The following is a 19,721-nucleotide window of genomic DNA, read 5'->3' on the forward strand; positions in this document are numbered from 1 at the left end:
ACATTTTACGTATGAAAAATAGACGTATGAAAAAAAGCTTCCCCACCCTGCTGGCCACAATGATTTGGACGGCACTTTATAGCCAGGGCGCGCTGGCCTCTCTCGCTGAACAATGTATGCTCGGCGTGCCGACCTATGACAAGCCGTTGGTTCAAGGCGATCCTAACCAGCTTCCGGTCAAGATCCAGGCGGATAATCTACAGGGTACCTATCCTAACGGCGCTCTTTATACGGGTAACGTTACCGTCGATCAGGGCAACAGCTCACTGAAAGCCGATCAGGTACAACTCAACCAGATTTCTCATCCTAATGAGGCAACGCCTCTTCGCACGGTCACCGCGACCGGGGATGTGCTGTATTTCAGCGATCAGGTTAAGTTAAAAGGTCCAAAAGCCTTCTCCAACCTGAACACCAAAGATACCGACGTCGAAAAGGGCGACTACCAAATGGTGGGCCGTCAGGGCCGCGGTACGGCCGACATGATGAAGCAGCGTGACAATAACCGCTACACCATCCTGAACAACGGCACCTTTACCTCCTGCCTGCCCGGCGATAACAGCTGGAGCGTGGTAGGCAGTACGGTTATCGAAGACCGTCAGGAAGAGCTGGCCGAAATCTGGAACGCCCGTTTCCACATTGGTCCGGTTCCCGTGTTCTACAGTCCGTATATGCAGTTGCCTATCGGCGACCGTCGTCGTTCCGGTTTCCTTATTCCAAATGCAAAATACGGCAGCAAGAACGGCTTCGAGTTCATGCTGCCTTATTACTGGAACATCGCGCCAAACTACGATGCCACAATTACTCCGCATTACATGAGTAAACGTGGAACCCAGTTGCAGAACGAATTCCGCTATCTGACGCAGTTCGGTGCCGGTCTGATGGAGTTCGACTACCTGGCTGATGACAAGCTGGTTGAGGCTGCTCACCCAGATGTCGATAAAACCAAGCGCTGGATGTTCTACTGGAACCACAACGGCGTTTACGATCAGAACTGGCGCTTCAACGTTGACTACACCAAGGTCAGCGATCCTTACTACTTTACCGATATCGACTCCAAGTTTGGTTCCACGACCGACGGCTATGCCACGCAGAAATTCAGCGTAGGTTATGCCAACGAAAACTGGGACGTGACGCTGTCGACCAAGCAGTTCCAGATCTTCGCCGACTCCTTGACGAGTGCGACCAATGTCTATCGCGCCATGCCGCAGTTGGACATCAACTACTACAAAAACGATCTGGGGCCGTTCGACTTCCATACCTACGGGCAGATTGTCAAATTTACCAACGTTAACCCTGCCTACCCGTCCGCGACGCGTTGGCACATTGCCCCGCAGATTGACCTGCCGCTGAGCAACCGTTGGGGTAGCTGGGATAACGAAGTCAAGGTAATGGCCACCCATTACCAGCAGAACATTTCCAACAGCTATTACGACCTGTACCCGGACTCTGATCTGAAGAGCTCGGTGAACCGCGTCATGCCAGAGTTCAAGAGCGACGCCAAAATGGTGTTCGATCGCACCATGGACTGGAACTCTGGCTATACCCAGACGCTGGAACCGCGGTTGCAATATCTCTACATCCCGTATCGCAACCAGAGCGATATCGAGGAATACGACTCCACGCTGCTGCAAACCGACTATACCGGTCTGTTCCGCGACCAGAGTTACAGTGGTCTTGACCGTATTGCCTCGGCTAACCAGCTGGCGTCCGGTGTGACCTCTCGTATCTATGACGAAAATCTGGTCGAGCGTTTCAACGTGTCTGCAGGTCAGATCTACTACTTCACCCGTCCGCGTACCGGTGATCCTGACAGCAGCCTGGACAAGAGCAACGACACAGGCAGCTTGGTCTGGGCCGGTGACACCTACTATAAAATCAACGATACCATGGCCTTCCGCGGTGGCTTGCAGTACGACACTCGTCTCGACGCGCTGGCGCTGGGCGATGCCGTGTTGGAATACCGCTCCGATTCGGAAAAAATGGTTCAGTTGAGTTATCGTTATGCCAGCCCGGAATATATTGAGGCAACGCTTCCTAACCTCACCAACCCGGGTTATCAGCAGGGCATCTCGCAGGCAGGTATCATTGCCAGCTGGCCTATCGCCGACCGTTGGGCCGTGGTGGCCGCGTACTATTACGACACCAAGGCGAAACAGGCAGCCGATCAGTTGCTGGGCGTTCAGTACAGCACCTGCTGCTGGGCGGTTAACTTCGGCTACGAACGCAAGATTACCGACTGGGATTCAACCAGCCAAACGAGCATCTATGACAACCGCATTGGATTTAACATTGAACTTCGTGGCCTGAGTAGTAATCAAACCCTCGGAACCAAAGAAATGTTAGCCAGCGGCATACTGCCTTATCAACGTGCATTCTGATGCTCGACGGCATGTTGAATTCAGTAAACTTGAAACTTGAACCCGCATTTGCGGTTAAATAAATGGAAAAAGTATGAAGAACTGGAGAACACTTCTCCTCGGCGTGGTGCTTTGTGCTAACACCGCGTTCGCAGCACCGCAAGAGGTTGATAAAGTTGCCGCCGTTGTCGATAACGGGGTAGTTCTGGAAAGCGAAGTCAATGACATGTTGCAGTCCGTCAAACAGCAGGCAAAAGAAGCGAAACAACAGCTTCCTGACGACCAGACGCTGCGCCGCCAGATCCTTGACCGCCTGATTATGGATAACATCCAGCTGCAAATGGCCTCAAAAATGGGCCTTACGCTAACCGATGATGACGTTAACAAGGCTATTGCAGGTATCGCTCAGCAGAACAACCTGACCGTCGACCAGCTGCGCAGCCGTCTGGCTTATGAAGGTCTGAACTACAACGTATACCGTGCTCAGATCCGTAAAGAGATGCTGATTTCTGAAGTACGTAACGGTGAAGTTCGTCGCCGCGTAACTATTCTGCCGCAGGAAGTCGACGCACTGGCGAAACAGCTGTCTGCGCAGACTGATAACGAGGCCGAATACAACCTCAGCAACATCCTGCTGCCACTGCCGCAGAACCCGACTCAGGATCAGGTCGATCAGACCGAAATGCTGGCGAAGAAGATTGTTAGCGAGCTGAACCACGGTGCCGACTTCGCCAAGATGGCGATGACCTACTCTGCCGATCCGCACGCGCTGGACGGCGGCAACATGGGTTGGGGCAAGCTTCAGGGTCTGCCTTCACTGTTCGCTCAGGCGTTGACCAATGCGAAGAAAGGCCAGATTGTCGGTCCTATTCGTTCAGGCGTGGGCTTCCACATCCTGAAAGTCAACGATCTGCGCCAGGCTGACCAGAAAGTGTCTGTTACCGAAGTTCACGCACGTCACATTCTGCTGAAAACTTCTGTCGTTATGACGGATGCGCAGGCGCAGGCTAAACTTGAACAAGTTGCGGCAGCGATTAAAAGCGGCCGTGCCAACTTTGCAGACGAAGCCAGGCAGCTGTCTCAGGACCCAGGTTCTGCGAATCAGGGCGGCGACTTAGGCTGGGCCTCTCCGGACATGTACGATCCTGCGTTCCGCGACGCGCTGCTGAAGTTGAAAAAAGGTGAAATTAGCGCACCGGTTCGCTCTTCCTACGGCTGGCACCTGATTCAGTTGCTTGATACCCGCCAGGTCGACAGAACGGATGCCGTGCTGAAAGACAAAGCGTATCGTCTGCTGTTCAACCGTAAGTTCGCAGAAGAGGCGCAGTCCTGGATGCAGGAACAGCGTGCACAGTCTTACGTGAAAATTCTGGATGGCAATGGACAATAAAACTCACGTGACACAATCAGTGGTGATTACCCCCGGCGAACCTGCCGGGGTTGGACCTGACTTGGTTCTTGCACTGGCTCAACGGGACTGGCCCGTTGAGCTTGTCGTTTGTGCCTGTCCGTCGCTGCTGCTCGCCCGAGCCAAAGCGCTGAATCTGCCAATTCGTCTGCTGGACTATCGCCCAGGCTGTGCCAAACCCCAGGCAGCAGGCACATTGACCGTCCTGCCCGTTCAGCTTGCTGAACCCGCCGTTCCCGGCCAGCTTAACGTCGCCAATGGCCCTTACGTGGTCGAGACGCTGGCGCGCGCTTGTGACGGTGCGCTGAATGGCGAATTTGCCGCACTGATTACCGGTCCGGTGCAAAAGAGTATTATCAACGATGCGGGTATCCCGTTTATCGGTCATACCGAATTCTTTGCCGATCGTAGCCTCTGCGAACGCGTAGTGATGATGCTGGCAACCGAAGAGCTTCGCGTTGCGCTCGCGACAACGCACCTGCCGCTTAAAGACGTCTCGGACGCCATCACTCGCCAGAGTCTGCACGAAGTTATCACCATTCTTGATAACGACCTCAAGACCAAATTTGGCATCGCTTCTCCGCAGATTTATGTCTGTGGCCTCAACCCGCACGCGGGCGAAGGCGGCCATATGGGCCGTGAAGAGATTGACACCATCACGCCAGCGCTTGATTCGCTGCGTGAGAAAGGAATTAACCTGATAGGCCCACTGCCCGCAGATACGCTGTTCCAGCCGAAATATTTGCAGCATGCCGATGCCGTATTAGCCATGTATCACGATCAGGGCTTACCGGTGTTAAAATATCAGGGGTTCGGCCGTGCGGTGAACATCACGCTCGGGCTGCCGTTTATTCGTACCTCGGTCGATCACGGCACTGCGCTGGACCTGGCTGCTACCGGCAAAGCCGACGTGGGCAGCTTTATCACCGCTTTAAATCTTGCCATTAACATGGCCTCAGTCAGCAATGACAACAATCTGTCCGCAACGACAACAACAGTAGTGAAAAAACACAGCAATGAATAATCGAGTCCACCAAGGCCACTTCGCCCGTAAACGTTTTGGACAAAACTTTTTAAAAGATCAGTTTGTCATCGACAGCATCGTTTCCGCTATCCACCCTATGCCGGGTCAGGCCGTTGTTGAAATCGGCCCCGGTCTGGCTGCGCTGACCGAGCCGGTCGCCGCACGTCTGGAAAACATGACTGTTATCGAGCTGGACCGTGATTTGGCGGCCCGTCTCGAGGTGAATCCGAAGCTTGCCAACAAGCTGCGAATCATCCAGGCCGATGCCATGACCGTCAACTTTGGCGAACTGTCTGAAGAGTTGGGTCAGCCGTTACGTGTGTTTGGTAACTTGCCTTACAACATCTCGACGCCGCTGATGTTCCACCTTTTCACCTACACCAATGCAATCAGCGACATGCATTTCATGCTGCAGAAAGAAGTGGTGAACCGTCTGGTTGCAGGCCCGAACAGCAAAGCCTACGGCCGTCTGAGCGTCATGGCGCAGTACTATTGCCGCGTGATCCCAGTCCTCGAAGTGCCGCCTGAGTCCTTCACTCCGGCACCAAAAGTCGACTCAGCGGTAGTACGTTTGACTCCGCATGCGGAAATTCCTTACCCTGTATCGGACATCCGTATTTTGGCACGCCTGACCACCGATGCGTTTAACCAACGCCGCAAAACCATCCGCAATAGCCTGGGTCACTTGTTTACCCCAGAGCAGATGTTAGAGCTGGGTCTGGATCTGAGCATGCGGGCGGAAAACATTTCTGTCGAGCAGTACTGCAAGCTGGCCAACTGGCTTTCGACGCGTAAAAGCAACGAACAGCAGAACAACGAACAGTAACCCTAGCCGGAGTTCCATTATGCTAAATCAGCCTCGAGTCGTGGTTCAGGTTCAAAGTGTTTACATTGAAGCTCAGTCTATTCCCGAAGAGCAGCGTTATGTGTTCGCTTACACCGTGACTGTCCGCAATCTGGGGCGTTTTAGCGTGCAACTCGTTGGCCGCTACTGGTTGATTACCAACAGTAACGGCCAAAAAACAGAGGTTCAGGGCGAAGGCGTGGTCGGCGAACAGCCGGTCATCGCGCCTGGCGAAGAATTTCACTACACCAGTGGCGCCATCCTTGAAACGCCGATGGGCACCATGGAAGGCTACTACCTCATGGTCGATCACCAGAATCAATCCTTCAATGTGGATATCCCTGTGTTCCGCCTTTCGCTGCCTACGCTGATAAATTAATACTATGTCTACATATTTAATTGGTGATATCCATGGGTGTCTGGATGAGCTCAAGGCTCTTCTGACGCGGGTAGAATTTAATCCCCTGCAGGATACGCTGTGGCTGACCGGCGATTTAGTGGCTCGAGGCCCGGCCTCGCTCGATGTCCTGCGCTTCGTGATGGGGCTCGGCGACGCAGTGCGCATGGTGCTGGGCAACCATGACCTGCATCTGCTGGCTATTTACGCGGGGATCACGCCGAACAAACCCAAAGATAAACTCACTGCGCTACTCGAAGCTGAGGATGCGGACCTGCTTATCAACTGGTTGCGCCGCCAGCCTGTCTTGCAGGTCGACGACGAGTTGAAGCTAGTGATGGGACACGCAGGCATCACGCCACAGTGGGACGTCGAGACGGCAAAAATGTGTGCGCGCGAGGTTGAGGCTATTCTGAGCAGCGACAGCTATCCGCTGTTCCTCGATGCCATGTACGGTGACATGCCAAACAACTGGTCTGATGAACTCACCGGCCTCGCCCGTTTGCGCTTCAGCACCAATGCGTTGACCCGCATGCGTTACTGCTTCCCGAACGGTCAGCTGGACATGATCTGCAAAGACGCCCCGGAAGATGCGCCGCGCCCGCTTAAGCCGTGGTTTGCACTGCCAAGCCCGGTTCTGGAACAGGGCTACAGCATCATCTTTGGTCATTGGGCCTCGCTCGAAGGCAAAGGCACACCGGCCGGCGTTTACGGACTGGACACCGGCTGCTGCTGGGGTGGCGAAATGACGATGCTGCGCTGGGAAGATAAAACCTATTTCACGCAGCCAGCGATTCGCCGCAAAGAGAAAGAACAGGCGCCAAAAGCGTCTTAAAAACCCTTTCCCCTGGCAGAATGAAAAAGAAAAAGGCACCCATTGGGTGCCTTTTTGCTTTATAGCATCAGGACAAACGAGGCGAAATTATTCGCCGCGACGATCCAGAATTTCGAAGCAGTAGCCGTGGGTGTTGGCTTCATCGGCGTCGTGGAATTCGCTGAACACGCTTTCCCACTCGTCAGGCTCGTAATCCGGGAAGTGGGTGTCCCCTTCAACTTCGGCATCGATGTGGGTCAGATACAGGCGGTTAGCCTGATTCAGGAACTGGGTATACACGCGCCCACCGCCCATGACCATCACTTCTTCTGCGTTTCCTGCCGCTGACAGTGCTTCTTCAGGGGAGGTTACCCAGGTCACGCCATCGTGACTTCCAGGCTGGCTGCTGATAACGATGTTAAGGCGGCCAGGCAGGGGTCGTCCGATTGATTCGAAGGTCTTGCGTCCCATAATAACCGGCTTGTTCAAGGTGTTGCGTTTGAACCAAGCCAGGTCAGCCGGTAAATGCCAGGGCATGGCGTTTTCCATACCAATAACGCGATCCGCTGCCATTGCAGCGATCAGGCTGATAATCATCGTGAAACCTTTGGTGAAGAGCTAATAAGAACATATTCATGGTTCCGCCGGCAGACGACATACAGCAGACCAGGAACAGATTCTATGTCGGGGCAGAAAAGAGCCACACTATACGGAAAGCCCAATCCGCCGTCGATAGGGAGAATGCGCTCAGATAAAGATATAAGAGACCTCTTAGCAGAGCCGGACTTCATCAGCATAAAACACTGACTCCAGCGCAAGAAAGGCGCTCAAAGCATCAGTCTTAGCGAGCGAGGCAGACAATCATGCCACGCCAAGCATGGAGATAGTTCCCCATGTAAACTGATTAATACGTTTCGGCTGATTAAGTATACAAACGAAATCGAGCAACACGGGCTGCCACTGTTAAAAAAAAAAGATTGGCGTATGATGCCGCCTAAATTTTCTTAGTTAGTTGATGACGGTCAGTTAAATGCTCGAAACCTCTTTGTTTGTCGCGACGATTGCCGCGTTGGGGATGATCTCCCCGGGTCCGGATTTCTTCATGGTTATTAAGAATGCGGCCCGCTATCCGCGCATGGCGGCACTGATGACCTCGCTCGGCGTTGTCTGCGGCGTTATCACCCATATGTCCTACTGTGTGGCCGGTCTGGCGGTGGTGATAACGAAGACGCCGTGGCTGTTTGATCTGTTAAAATACGTCGGTGCAGCCTATCTGATCTGGGTTGGACTTCAGGGCCTGTTCTCGCGCACCAACAGCAAGATGAACCTTGATGGCATCGCGCCACAGCAGGTCACGCTTGGCAAGGCGTTTACTCAGGGTTATCTGTGTAACCTGCTTAATCCGAAGGCGACGTTATTCTTCCTCGCGATGTTCACACAGGTGCTGCAAATCAACTCAACGCTGAGTGAGAAACTGCTGTATGCCTCGATTATCGTCGGTCTGTCGGTTGTCTGGTGGCCGATGCTGGTGGTGCTGATTCAGAGTGGCCCAGTGCGTCGTGGACTGGCAAAGGCGCAGAAGGTCATAGATAAGATGCTGGGCGGGGTGTTGATCGCGCTGGGTATTAAAGTGGCGCTGAGCTGACAACACATAAAAAGGCAAACCTGCCATAGGTTTGCCTTTATAAGATTATCTTTATGTCATTGCCACCGATAATAATTATTTGGCTTCAATAACCTCATTTTCAGGCGCTTTACCGTCAATACTGCCGCGCCAGCTTTGCTGCTGCTCGCCGAGACGCGCCTGATCCTGCTCAATGGCCGCAGAAAGCATATCGCGGGCGCGGGCCAAACTGGCGAGGCGGAACTCGGTGTCTTCGTAGTTTGCCAGCGTGGCTTCGAGCATTTTCACGTTGTAGTGCTTAAACAGGTCCGCCTTCTCGCGGGCCTCGTAGGCGTCTAGCCCCAGAATTTCCAACGTTTCTCGACCGGCGCGCAGCGAGCCTTCAAACAGCTCACGCTCCGGCGCCTCAACGCCCAACTGACGCAGCTGATACCAATGGTCAACGTCGCGCGCGCGGGCGATGATTTTCAGGTTCGGGAAGTTTTCCTTCGCCAGTCGAGTCAGCTCTAAATTAGCCTCCACGTCGTCGATGGCGTTGATCAATACCTTGGCCTGTGCCGCACCGGCGGACTCCAGCAGGTCTACGCGCGTCGCGTCGCCGTAAAACACCTTGGTGCCAAACTTGCGCAGCGTTTCGATGTGGTCAGGATCGTTGTCCAATACCACCGTGTGCACATTGTTGGCGAGCAGCAGACGTCCGGCGATTTGCCCGAAGCGCCCGAAACCGGCAATGATCACGCTGGCGTGCTCGTCGTCGATAATGTCCTGCGGACGAGAGTCCTTCGGCGCATTGCGCTCCAGACGGCTGGCAATCACCAGCAGCACCGGCGTGACGGCCATCGACAGCGCGACCGCCAACGTCAGCGACTTCGCCCAATCCGCAGGCAGCACACCGGCCAGCTGCGCGGCACTGAAGATAACGAAGGCAAACTCACTGCCCTGCCCCAGCAGGATGGCAAACATGCCGCGCTGGCGCTTTGGCACGCTGAGCCAGGGCGCAACAATCCACAGCAGGGCGGCCTTCAGCGCCATAAAGCCCAACAGCAATACGGCAATCAGCAGCGGATGATGCACCAGCGTACCGAAGTCGATAGACATCCCGACGCCGATGAAGAATAGCCCGAGCAGCAGCCCTTTGAACGGCTGAATATCACTTTCCAGCGCGTGTCGGTACTCGGAACTTGCCAGCATCACCCCGGCGAGGAACGCGCCCATCGCCATCGATAGCCCAGCCATCTCCAGTAAAATACCGAAGCCAAACACCAGAAACAGCGCCACGGCGCTGAATACTTCGCGCATGCCAGAGCGGGCCACGAAATGCAGCACCGGACGAGCGACGTAGCGCCCAAGCAGCACCACGATGGCTAACGCGCCGACAACCTTGGCAGCCGAAATGCCGAAGGACGCCAGCGTGGTAGTTTCACCGGTGCTGGCCAAAAGGGGAATCATCGCCACCAGCGGGATAGCCGCTATATCCTGAAACAGCAGCACTGCAAAGGCGCTGCGGCCAATAGGCGTTGGCGTCAGGCTGCGTTCGCTCATCGCCTGCATGGCAATCGCCGTCGAGGAGAGCGCCAGCGTCAGGCCAATCAATAACGCAATTTTCCAGTCCAGTCCCAGCGCAGCGCAGAAGGCGCTAAGCACCAGTCCGCAGCCGACCATCTGAATACTGCCGCCGCCGAAGACCGAGGCACGCAGGGTCCAGAGGCGTTTAGGGTCGAGTTCGAGACCGATGATAAACAGCATCAGCACCACGCCAATCTCGGCGAAGGTTAGAATCGATTCGGCGTCCGAGACCAGCTTCAGGCCCCATGGGCCAATGATACAGCCGGCAATCAGATACCCCAGCACCGAGCCGAGTCCGAAACGCACGGCAATAGGCACAAACAGCGCGGCCGATCCGAGATAGATAAGCCCCTCGATCATCATGCTGTGATTATCCATTCGCTTCCCCCTCCAATGATTGAGCCTGTTCTGCCGAAGCTAACGACGCGGGATGTGCCGCTTGCCAGTCGAGCAACCGCTGGCGATACGCCTCGCCGCCCGCCTTCAGCGTCACCTCGTTACAGGTAAAGGTATTGTGCAGCGCAAAGTAGGGCTGCCATTTCATGCCGCAGTACAGTGCCGTTGCTTCAATAGGCTGGGCGAGTGCAGCGAAATCAGGATAACTCCCCAGTTGGAAATGCTGCTCGTTACCGCCGGTAGTCACCGCCCACAGGCAGCCTTTACCTTTCAGGGCATCGCCATCATGGCCATAGGCCCAGCCGTGCTCGAGCACTTTGTCGATCCACAGCTTAAGCAGCGGTGGCAGACCGTACCACTGTAGAGGATGCTGGAAAACCACCAGATCGGCCTCTTCCATCGCCTGCTGTTCTGCTTTGATATCAATAGAGAAGTCAGGATAAAGATCGTAAAGAGATCTGATTTTTACATCAGGGAGATCCTTAATTTCCTGAAGCAGATGCTTATTGGCATGGGAATGCCGGGGATAAGGATGGGCGTAGATAATCAGGATCATAAAGCTTCCATATAAAAACGTATTTTATTGAGCATACGCAACTTTGTGCCAGAGGAAAAAAAAACCGTTAATGGGTTCTTAATAAAACAATAAAAAACAAAAAAGAAGGGCACAGCATAATGCTGCGCCCTTCTTACGTTACAAGACAACAACCGAGGCTAAAAGCCTTGATTAGCCTTTAATTTTTGCGTGCATTTCCTGTACGGAAATCACTTGCTCGGTTGGGTCTGAAGACAGCGCCATGGCGGTAGCAAACCCCCCGTTCAGCGTAGTGTCGTAGTGCACTTTATACTGCAGCGCGCTGCGACGAATTAGCTTGGAGTCTTCAATCGCCTGACGGCCCGCGGTGGTGTTGACGATGTAGCTGTATTCACCGTTTTTGATGCGGTCCTGGATGTGTGGACGACCTTCATGCACCTTGTTGACCAGGCGCAGGTTGATGCCTGCTTCGCCCAGTACGACGGCGGTGCCGTGTGTCGCGTCCAGCTCAAAGCCGTGTTTCTGCAGCTTGGCGGCCAAATCAACCACGCGCGCCTTGTCACCGTCACGAACGGACAGCAGCGCACGACCGGCTTTCTTCATCCCAGACAGGCTACCCAGCTGGGCCTTAGCGAAGGCTTCAGCGAAACTGCGGCCAACGCCCATCACTTCACCGGTAGAGCGCATCTCTGGGCCGAGGATGGGGTCAACGCCCGGGAATTTGTTAAACGGCAGCACCACTTCTTTAACCGAGTAGTACGGCGGGATAACTTCTTCGGTGACGCCCTGCTCGGCCAGTGTCTGACCCGCCATCACGCGTGCCGCCACTTTCGCCAGTGCCACGCCGGTTGCCTTGGAAACAAACGGCACGGTACGCGCAGCACGTGGGTTAACCTCAATCAGGTAAACCTCGTTGTCTTTCACCGCAAACTGCACGTTCATCAGGCCACGAACGGAAAGCTCAAACGCCAGCTTCTCAACCTGTTGACGCATTACGTCCTGAATTTCTTTGCTCAGGGTATAAGCAGGCAGTGAACATGCGGAGTCACCGGAGTGAACGCCCGCCTGCTCGATGTGCTCCATGATGCCGCCAATCAGCACGCGCTCGCCGTCGCAGATTGCGTCAACGTCAACTTCTATCGCATCGTCGAGGAAGCGGTCGAGCAGCACTGGCGCATCGTTGGATACGCTCACCGCGTTCTGGAAGTAACGGCGCAGGTCGATTTCGTCATAAACGATTTCCATCGCGCGGCCACCCAGCACATAAGATGGACGCACCACCAGCGGATAACCGATACCGGCTGCCTTCTCTACCGCCTGTTCGATGGTGGCTACGGTGGCGTTCGCTGGCTGCTTCAGGCCCAGACGGTTAACCGCCTGCTGGAAACGTTCGCGGTCTTCTGCACGGTCAATCGCGTCAGGGCTGGTACCAATAATCGGCACGCCGCAGGCTTCCAGCTCGCGAGCCAGTTTCAGCGGAGTCTGGCCACCGTACTGCACGATCACACCTTTTGGCTGCTCGATGCGGACGATTTCCAGCACGTCTTCCAGTGTTACCGACTCAAAGTACAGACGGTCTGAGGTGTCATAGTCGGTAGAAACGGTTTCAGGGTTACAGTTAACCATGATGGTTTCGTAACCGTCTTCGCGCAGCGCCAGTGAGGCGTGAACGCAGCAGTAGTCGAATTCGATACCCTGACCGATACGGTTTGGACCGCCACCCAGCACCATAATTTTCGGGGTGCCGTTAGTTGGGTTGGACTCACACTCTTCTTCATAGGTGGAGTACATGTAGGCGGTGTCGGTCGAGAACTCGGCCGCACAGGTATCAACGCGCTTGTAAACCGGGTGCAGGTTCAGCTTGTGACGCAGCTTGCGCATTTCGCTCTCAGAGACGCCGACCAGTTTCGCCAGACGCAGGTCGGCGAAGCCTTTACGCTTGAGCACGCGCAGCAAATCGTAGTTCAGTGCGCTAAAGCCGCCCTGAGCAACCTGAGATTCCAGTTTGATCAGCTCTTCAATCTGTACCAGGAACCAGCGGTCGATGTTAGTCAGGTTAAAGATGCCGTCTACGGACATACCGGCACGGAATGCATCGGCGATGAACCAGATACGGTCAGAACCGGCTTCTTTCAGTTCACGACGGATTTTGGTCAGTGCTTCAGGATCGTCGAGGCTCACTTTAGGGTCGAAGCCGCTTGCGCCCACTTCCAGACCGCGCAGCGCTTTCTGCATCGATTCCTGGAAGGTGCGACCGATAGCCATGACTTCACCCACAGATTTCATCTGGGTGGTCAGACGGTCGTTGGCACCGGCAAATTTCTCGAAGTTGAAGCGAGGAATTTTAGTCACAACGTAGTCGATTGAAGGCTCGAATGACGCTGGGGTCTTGCCGCCGGTGATGTCGTTCATCAACTCGTCAAGGGTGTAACCCACCGCCAGCTTGGCGGCTACTTTAGCAATCGGGAAGCCGGTTGCCTTAGAAGCCAGCGCAGAAGAGCGTGATACGCGTGGGTTCATCTCGATAACTATCAGACGGCCGTCTTTCGGGTTCACGGAGAACTGTACGTTTGAACCGCCAGTCTCGACGCCGATTTCACGCAGTACCGCCAGAGAGGCGTTACGCATGATTTGGTATTCTTTGTCGGTCAGTGTCTGCGCAGGGGCCACGGTGATGGAGTCACCGGTGTGGATACCCATCGCGTCGAAGTTCTCGATAGAACAAACGATAATGCAGTTGTCGTTCTTGTCGCGGACCACTTCCATCTCGTACTCTTTCCAACCGATCAGCGATTCATCAATCAGCAGCTCTTTGGTTGGGGAGAGGTCGAGACCACGAGTACAAATCTCTTCGAACTCTTCGTGATTGTAAGCGATACCGCCGCCGGTGCCGCCCATGGTAAAGGAAGGACGGATGATGCACGGGAAGCCAACGTCAGCAGCGATAACCAGCGCTTCTTCCATATTGTGTGCAATACCTGAACGTGCCGTGCCCAGACCGATTTTCTTCATCGCGATATCAAAGCGACGGCGGTCTTCTGCCTTGTCAATCGCGTCGGCGGTTGCACCAATCATGGTCACGCCGAACTCTTCCAGTACGCCCTGACGCTCAAGCTCCAGCGCACAGTTCAGTGCAGTCTGGCCGCCCATCGTTGGCAGTACCGCGTCTGGACGCTCTTTTTCGATAATCTTGCGAACAACTTCCCAGTGGATTGGCTCGATATAGGTGGCATCGGCCATGTCTGGGTCGGTCATAATGGTGGCTGGGTTAGAGTTCACCAGAATGACGCGGTAGCCCTCTTCGCGCAGGGCTTTACACGCCTGTGCACCAGAGTAGTCAAACTCGCAGGCCTGTCCGATTACGATCGGACCCGCGCCCAGAATCAGAATGCTTTTTATGTCTGTACGTTTTGGCATTATCTGCTCCTGTTAATTATTTGCCGCTGTTACGGTAGGCTTCGATCAGTTCGATAAAGTGATCGAACAGTGGGGCTGCATCGTGCGGGCCTGGGCTCGCTTCAGGGTGACCCTGGAAGCTGAACGCTGGCTTGTCGGTACGATGGATACCCTGCAATGAACCGTCGAACAGTGATTTGTGCGTCGTGCGCAGCGTGGCTGGCAGGCTGGCTTCATCTACGGCAAAACCGTGGTTCTGCGCGGTGATCATCACGGTGTTGTTATCAAGATTTTTAACCGGATGGTTGCCGCCGTGATGGCCGAATTTCATTTTAAGCGTCTTGGCACCGCTGGCTAATGCCAACAGCTGATGGCCCAGACAGATACCGAACACCGGAATGTCGGTGGTCAGGAAGGTCTTGATAGCCTCAATGGCGTAGTCGCATGGCTCAGGGTCACCCGGGCCGTTTGACAGGAAAATGCCGTCTGGATTGAGCTTCATCACGTCTGCAGCAGAGGTTTTCGCCGGAACCACCGTCAGGCGGCAACCGCGGTCAACCAGCATGCGCAGAATGTTGCGCTTCACGCCGTAGTCATAGGCCACAACGTGGAAAGGTAAATCCTCAGCTTTCTTCGCTTCAGGCAAATCGCCCTCCAGAGTCCAGCTACCTTGCTGCCAGCTGTAAGACTCCTGCGTGGTGACTTCTTTCGCTAAATCCATTCCTTTCAGGCCCGGGAAGCCTTTGGCTTTCTCGAGTGCCAACGCAGCATCTACGTTATCACCGGCAATGATGCAGCCGTTCTGCGCGCCCTTTTCACTCAGTAAACGTGTCAACTTACGCGTATCAATATCGGCGATAGCAACGATATTGTGGCGTTTGAGGTAGTCAGACAGGTTTTCTTCATTACGGTAGTTGCTGGCAATCAGAGGGAGATCGCGAATCACCAGGCCTTGGGCGTGTACTGCAGAGGATTCTTCATCAGCGGCGTTAGTGCCGACATTGCCGATATGGGGATAAGTAAGAGTAACGATCTGGCGGGAATAGGAAGGATCAGTGAGGATTTCTTGATAACCGGTCATCGACGTATTGAAGACCACTTCCCCTACTGCCGTTCCCTCTGCCCCGATGGCCCGACCGTGGAATTGGGTTCCGTCTTCCAGAACCAATAGCGCTGACTTTATCAAAGCATCCTCCAAGAATAATCAATCATTATATTTGCATATTAATTCAGATCGAATGACCTAATCAATGCAAAAATTGCACTCAGAGCGGTTATTTTTCTACCCTAAAAGCTAATTTTTGGCAAATTGCGCGCATTCTAATGATGGGCGTGGGGTTTGTCTACCCAAAGCGCCATTATTTTTGTGTTTTTCGCATCACTCAGCGAAATGAACGTCAAATAGCGATAAAAGGATAGGATAAGTAAGCATAGTAAACGTTTGCGAGCGGGGTTATCTGAAAAAATCGTTATTTTGTTTACTATAATCGAATGAAGAGAAATTGAGCGGCTACTTTATGTTCAAAACGGTAGAAAAAACCGGGTAAATGCCAACAAAAGGTAACTTGGAATTAAAAAGCAACTGAAGGCGCTATTTTTAAGACAAAAGAAAAGGGCAATAAAATAACTGCCCTTCCATCAAAAACTTATGATAAAAACAACCACATCACGATTGTTGGAGAACCTTATAAATCTTCGAGACCCAAGACATCTTTCATGTCAAAGAGACCATTTTTCTTGAGTGATACCCATTTAGCAGCACGAACTGCGCCATTGGCGAAAGTCATGCGGCTTGAGGCCTTGTGCGTTATCTCTACACGCTCGCCAATATCAGCAAACATCGCAGTATGTTCACCGACGATATCCCCGGCGCGAATGGTGGCGAAACCGATGCTCATCGGGTCACGCTCACCGGTATGGCCTTCGCGGGCATAGACGGCGCAGTCCTTCAGATCACGGCCTAGCGCACCCGCGATGGCTTCGCCCATAGCGAGCGCAGTACCTGAAGGTGCATCGACCTTGTGACGATGGTGTGCTTCAACGATTTCTATATCGGTGTAGTCACCCATCACTTTTGCCGCTTTCTCAAGCAGCTTTAGCACCACGTTGACGCCTACGCTAAAGTTCGCGGCGAAAACGACGGGAATTTCATCGGCAGCCTGTTTAATTGCCGCTTTACCTGCATCATCGAACCCCGTAGTGCCGATAACGATGCCTTTACCCTGTTTCAGACAGAAGCTCAGGTGCTCGAGAGTCCCTTCGGGGCGTGTGAAATCGATCAGGATGTCAAAATCACCGGCTACCGCTTCCAGACTGTCACTGACTTTAACGTTAATCGCGCCTACACCGGCGAGTTCGCCTGCGTCAGTACCCACAAGTGAAGAACCTTTACGCTCTAACGCCGCGCCCAGAACCACACCTTCAGCCTGCTGTACGGCCTGAATCAGCTGGCGACCCATGCGCCCACCGGAACCGGCAATCGCCATGCGGATATCAGCTTTGCTCATAATTTCTCTCTTTATTAATGTGTGCTTCGTAAAACAGAATCAGGTTAACCACCCCATTCCATCACGGCTAGTGAAATTGCCTCATAATTAGAAAATTATGATATAGGCACGCTAACATCAGTAAAACCTATTTCGCGTCGGGTCGAAAGCCTCGCCCTTCACTTTCGACATTGCTGAAAAAACCAGCAATAACAACCCTCAAGGCAATACAATTCACTTAAATGAATAATCATGCATACAGATGAATAACCTGCACAGGCATTATCTCTTTTTTTGCACGTTTCCCGGATGCAGATCAATTTATTAAGCCTGATATAAATAATTCATATTTCGTTATTGGATTTTATTGAACCCTTATGATAATAAATAGCCAGCTAATTTTAAGTCGAAACATTATTGCAGAGGCAGGAAGATAAATAAGCCAATCTTTAATATCGGTAAACCATTGAATTAGCAATTAAATATTATTAAGCGAACCAGCCTGTTGCGCAATGAAAGTCAGTGATAAAACGAGACGGATTGCAATACGGCTGTTACATGCTCGTTAATCCCCCCTCGTGTATAGCTAGGGAAAATTAGGATGCCAACACAGTATTGGCACCTGGAGTTTTTATGAAATTTAAAATGAATAGGGTTTCACAAACAGTCGTTGCTGGCCTACTTTTAGGCGGCGCATCTTTCGCTGCACAAGCAGAAATAACGCTGATTAAACAGGATCCTCAGCCTTACGATCTGCTTAGCCGTCTCGACTTTAAAGTCGGTGGCAGCATCCGTCCTCAGTTCCAAAATACCATGGGCGGCTCAGATAAAGGTTCCTACAAAAATAACGGCTATGACGGCGGCACACGTTTCCGCTTCACCGCTGACTACTTCCTGTTTGACGACGTTCACTGGATCAGTTACTACGAACTCGGCGTGAACATTCCGTCGGTCTTCGGCTGGGACGACCACTATGCTGAAGGCGCGCACCATACGACTCGCCGTCAGCTGTATACCGGTTTCAAGAGCAAGACTTACGGTACTTTGACCTACGGTCAGCAAAACAGCATCTACTATGATGTTGTCGGCGCGAAAACCGACGTTTGGGATGACGACATGTTGGCCCAGGCACCGGGTAACGGTATCAACGGTGACTACGACGGTTCATATCGTTCACGTAAGCAGCTGAAATATAAATATGCAGCAGGTCCGGTCGATCTCTATGCCGCTTACCTGTTCTCCGACGACGACCTGCTTGAATCCAACAACCTGGCCTACAAACGTAAAGGCGGCGGTTCTGTTGGTGCAAACTGGCACATCACCGACAACCTGGCATGGGGTAGCGCATACAACTACACCAGCGCAGAAGTTAAAAACCGGGGTGCGGCAGGCGGCTCTAAAGACTACGACCAGAGCATTCTGGGTACCGCTCTGTCATGGACACCGGGCAACTGGACCTTGTCTGCAGGCGGCGGCTGGTATCACAACTTCCTGACCACCAAAGTGAACAACGATCAGGACTACTTCGCAGGCAACGCGTGGGGCGTCGAATACTATGCCGGTTACAACATCCCGGTTAAGCAATTCGCCATCAAGAGCGTGCAGCCTTACTTCATGGGTGACCATCTGAAGTATGTGAGCGGACGTGATTACCAGCGTACCGACAACGGCGTGGGTGTGGCTGTGAAACTTGATTACGGCTTCCAGGTCGACTTCGAGCACATGATCACCAACTCTACCGACAAGATCGGCGATCTCAACCTGGTGCGTCTGTACTACAACTTCTAATAACTCCCCTTTATCTCAAGACACAGATAAAGAGATCGAGAAGTTCGAGCCTGCTGAAAACTTCAGCAGGCTTTTTTTATGCCCTGCGTCAGTCTACGCACAGCTTTCTCTTTCCACTGGCCGCAATGCACGGCTAAACTCATCAAACAAATACCTTTTAGCCTCTGCTGGAGAAACGTTCATGTCAGCATTTTTGCGCTCTGAGATAGTCACCGTAACGGACTATCGCGCCGAATTGGGCGAAACCCCGGTGTGGTGCCAGCGTACCCAGTCTCTGCTGTGGGTCGATATTCTTAATCAACGCCTGCTGCGCTATTGGCCTGAAACGGCTTCCTTCGAAACACGCGCACTTCAGTCACTGACCAGCGCCGCACTGCTCACCGACCAGCAGGACCTCTTCCTCTTGGTCGCGCAGGACGGCCTGGCGCTTTACGACTACCTGAGTGAAAAGCGTTCCCTGCTGTGTGGCTATGCGGGCGCGGAAGGCACTCGCCCCAATGAAGCGGCGGTCGCCCCCGACGGTTCTCTGTGGTTTGGCACCATGGACATTAAAGAAGAAGACAAAATCGGCGGATGGTATCGCTATGAAACGGGCGATGCAGCCCCGGTGCTGATGATGGACAACGTAGGCACCCCCAATACGCTGGCCTGGCATGAGGGAAAAGTGTGGTTTGCCGACAGCGTGCGGAAGCGATTTTATTCGGGCAACGCGCGGCGTATTAATCCGCTGAAACTGTCGTGCTACTCACCCGGCGATAAAACGCCGGACGGCTCCGCGCTGAGTGAAGACGGGCTGCTGCTGACCGCCTGCTGGGGCAACCATTGCTTGCTGCGTCAGAAGATCAATCAGGGAGAGTTGCTGACGCTTGATGCCCTGCCGCTGCCTGTCACGCAGCCAAGCTGCTGCACGTTTGGCGGTGCCGGGATGAATCAGCTGTTTATTACGTCGGCGCGCACCGGTCTGGAAAATCCTGGGGAAATCGAAGGGGCACTGTTGCAGGTGACAACGTCGGCACGAGGGGCGGGACAAAACCTGTTCAGGCTCTAATATAACCGTTTTACTATGCTGAACTTCCCCCACTTTTC

15 protein-coding genes are annotated in these 19,721 nt (G+C 53.5%); 9 read left to right on the forward strand and 6 right to left on the reverse strand.

The features are described from left to right. Window positions 1–26: 26 nt before the first annotated feature. The 6 genes from lptD (at window position 27) to apaH (ending at window position 6,865) form a co-directional block, all read left to right on the forward strand. Window positions 27–2,378, forward strand: a complete 2,352-nt coding sequence (lptD, locus tag O1V65_RS15880) for an LPS assembly protein LptD (RefSeq protein WP_017493382.1) — start codon at window positions 27–29, stop codon at window positions 2,376–2,378. Between the two features lie 73 nt (window positions 2,379–2,451). Beyond that, on the forward strand, window positions 2,452–3,747 hold the full coding sequence (surA, locus tag O1V65_RS15885) for a peptidylprolyl isomerase SurA (RefSeq protein WP_017493383.1): 1,296 nt from the start codon (window positions 2,452–2,454) through the stop codon (window positions 3,745–3,747). Continuing rightward, complete coding sequence (pdxA, locus tag O1V65_RS15890; RefSeq protein ID WP_038328252.1) at window positions 3,737–4,789, forward strand: 4-hydroxythreonine-4-phosphate dehydrogenase PdxA; 1,053 nt, start codon at window positions 3,737–3,739, stop codon at window positions 4,787–4,789. The genes surA and pdxA overlap by 11 nt, the downstream gene beginning before the upstream one ends. Continuing rightward, a complete protein-coding gene (gene rsmA / locus O1V65_RS15895) occupies window positions 4,782–5,615 on the forward strand; it encodes a 16S rRNA (adenine(1518)-N(6)/adenine(1519)-N(6))-dimethyltransferase RsmA (RefSeq protein ID WP_017493385.1) in 834 nt (277 codons plus the stop codon). The genes pdxA and rsmA overlap by 8 nt, the downstream gene beginning before the upstream one ends. A gap of 19 nt (window positions 5,616–5,634) precedes the next feature. Continuing rightward, a complete protein-coding gene (gene apaG / locus O1V65_RS15900) occupies window positions 5,635–6,012 on the forward strand; it encodes a Co2+/Mg2+ efflux protein ApaG (protein ID WP_017493386.1) in 378 nt (125 codons plus the stop codon). A gap of 4 nt (window positions 6,013–6,016) precedes the next feature. After that, on the forward strand, window positions 6,017–6,865 hold the full coding sequence (gene apaH / locus O1V65_RS15905) for a bis(5'-nucleosyl)-tetraphosphatase (symmetrical) ApaH (protein ID WP_269129874.1): 849 nt from the start codon (window positions 6,017–6,019) through the stop codon (window positions 6,863–6,865). Window positions 6,866–6,952: 87 nt separating this feature from the next. On the opposite strand, the gene folA is transcribed toward apaH, so the two are convergent. After that, window positions 6,953–7,441: a type 3 dihydrofolate reductase gene (folA, locus tag O1V65_RS15910; RefSeq protein WP_017493388.1), complete on the reverse strand. Its 489-nt coding sequence runs from the start codon at window positions 7,439–7,441 to the stop codon at window positions 6,953–6,955. Between the two features lie 433 nt (window positions 7,442–7,874). On the opposite strand from folA, the gene O1V65_RS15915 reads away from it, so the two are divergent. Beyond that, entirely contained in the window at window positions 7,875–8,489 is a 615-nt protein-coding gene (locus O1V65_RS15915; RefSeq protein WP_017493390.1) for a LysE family translocator, read from the forward strand. A 75-nt stretch (window positions 8,490–8,564) separates the two neighbouring features. Here O1V65_RS15915 and kefC read toward each other — a convergent pair whose 3' ends face one another. From kefC to dapB, 5 genes are all read right to left on the reverse strand, one after another. Beyond that, window positions 8,565–10,412 carry a glutathione-regulated potassium-efflux system protein KefC gene (kefC, locus tag O1V65_RS15920; protein ID WP_017493391.1) on the reverse strand — a complete coding sequence of 616 codons (1,848 nt, stop codon included), beginning with the start codon at window positions 10,410–10,412 and terminating at the stop codon, window positions 8,565–8,567. Then, the gene (gene kefF / locus O1V65_RS15925; protein WP_165429806.1) at window positions 10,405–10,986 is read right to left on the reverse strand and encodes a glutathione-regulated potassium-efflux system oxidoreductase KefF; all 582 of its coding nucleotides are present in this window, start codon (window positions 10,984–10,986) and stop codon (window positions 10,405–10,407) included. The genes kefC and kefF overlap by 8 nt, the downstream gene beginning before the upstream one ends. 171 nt (window positions 10,987–11,157) lie before the next feature. Then, window positions 11,158–14,382 (reverse strand): carbamoyl-phosphate synthase large subunit, encoded by a 3,225-nt coding sequence (gene carB, locus O1V65_RS15930; RefSeq protein WP_017493393.1) that lies wholly within the window; start codon window positions 14,380–14,382, stop codon window positions 11,158–11,160. Between the two features lie 16 nt (window positions 14,383–14,398). Further along, window positions 14,399–15,547, reverse strand: a complete 1,149-nt coding sequence (gene carA, locus O1V65_RS15935) for a glutamine-hydrolyzing carbamoyl-phosphate synthase small subunit (protein ID WP_081601455.1) — start codon at window positions 15,545–15,547, stop codon at window positions 14,399–14,401. Window positions 15,548–16,046: 499 nt separating this feature from the next. Then, a complete protein-coding gene (gene dapB / locus O1V65_RS15940) occupies window positions 16,047–16,868 on the reverse strand; it encodes a 4-hydroxy-tetrahydrodipicolinate reductase (RefSeq protein WP_269129875.1) in 822 nt (273 codons plus the stop codon). A 612-nt stretch (window positions 16,869–17,480) separates the two neighbouring features. On the opposite strand from dapB, the gene O1V65_RS15945 reads away from it, so the two are divergent. Both O1V65_RS15945 and O1V65_RS15950 read left to right on the forward strand, forming a co-directional pair. Next, window positions 17,481–18,635, forward strand: a complete 1,155-nt coding sequence (locus O1V65_RS15945) for a porin (protein ID WP_017493699.1) — start codon at window positions 17,481–17,483, stop codon at window positions 18,633–18,635. Window positions 18,636–18,816: 181 nt separating this feature from the next. Beyond that, a complete protein-coding gene (locus tag O1V65_RS15950) occupies window positions 18,817–19,683 on the forward strand; it encodes an SMP-30/gluconolactonase/LRE family protein (protein ID WP_227955431.1) in 867 nt (288 codons plus the stop codon). The last annotated feature ends 38 nt before the right edge of the window (window positions 19,684–19,721 follow it).

Origin of the sequence: Rouxiella badensis, assembly GCF_026967515.2 — a bacterium.
GTDB lineage: Bacteria > Pseudomonadota > Gammaproteobacteria > Enterobacterales > Enterobacteriaceae > Rouxiella > Rouxiella badensis.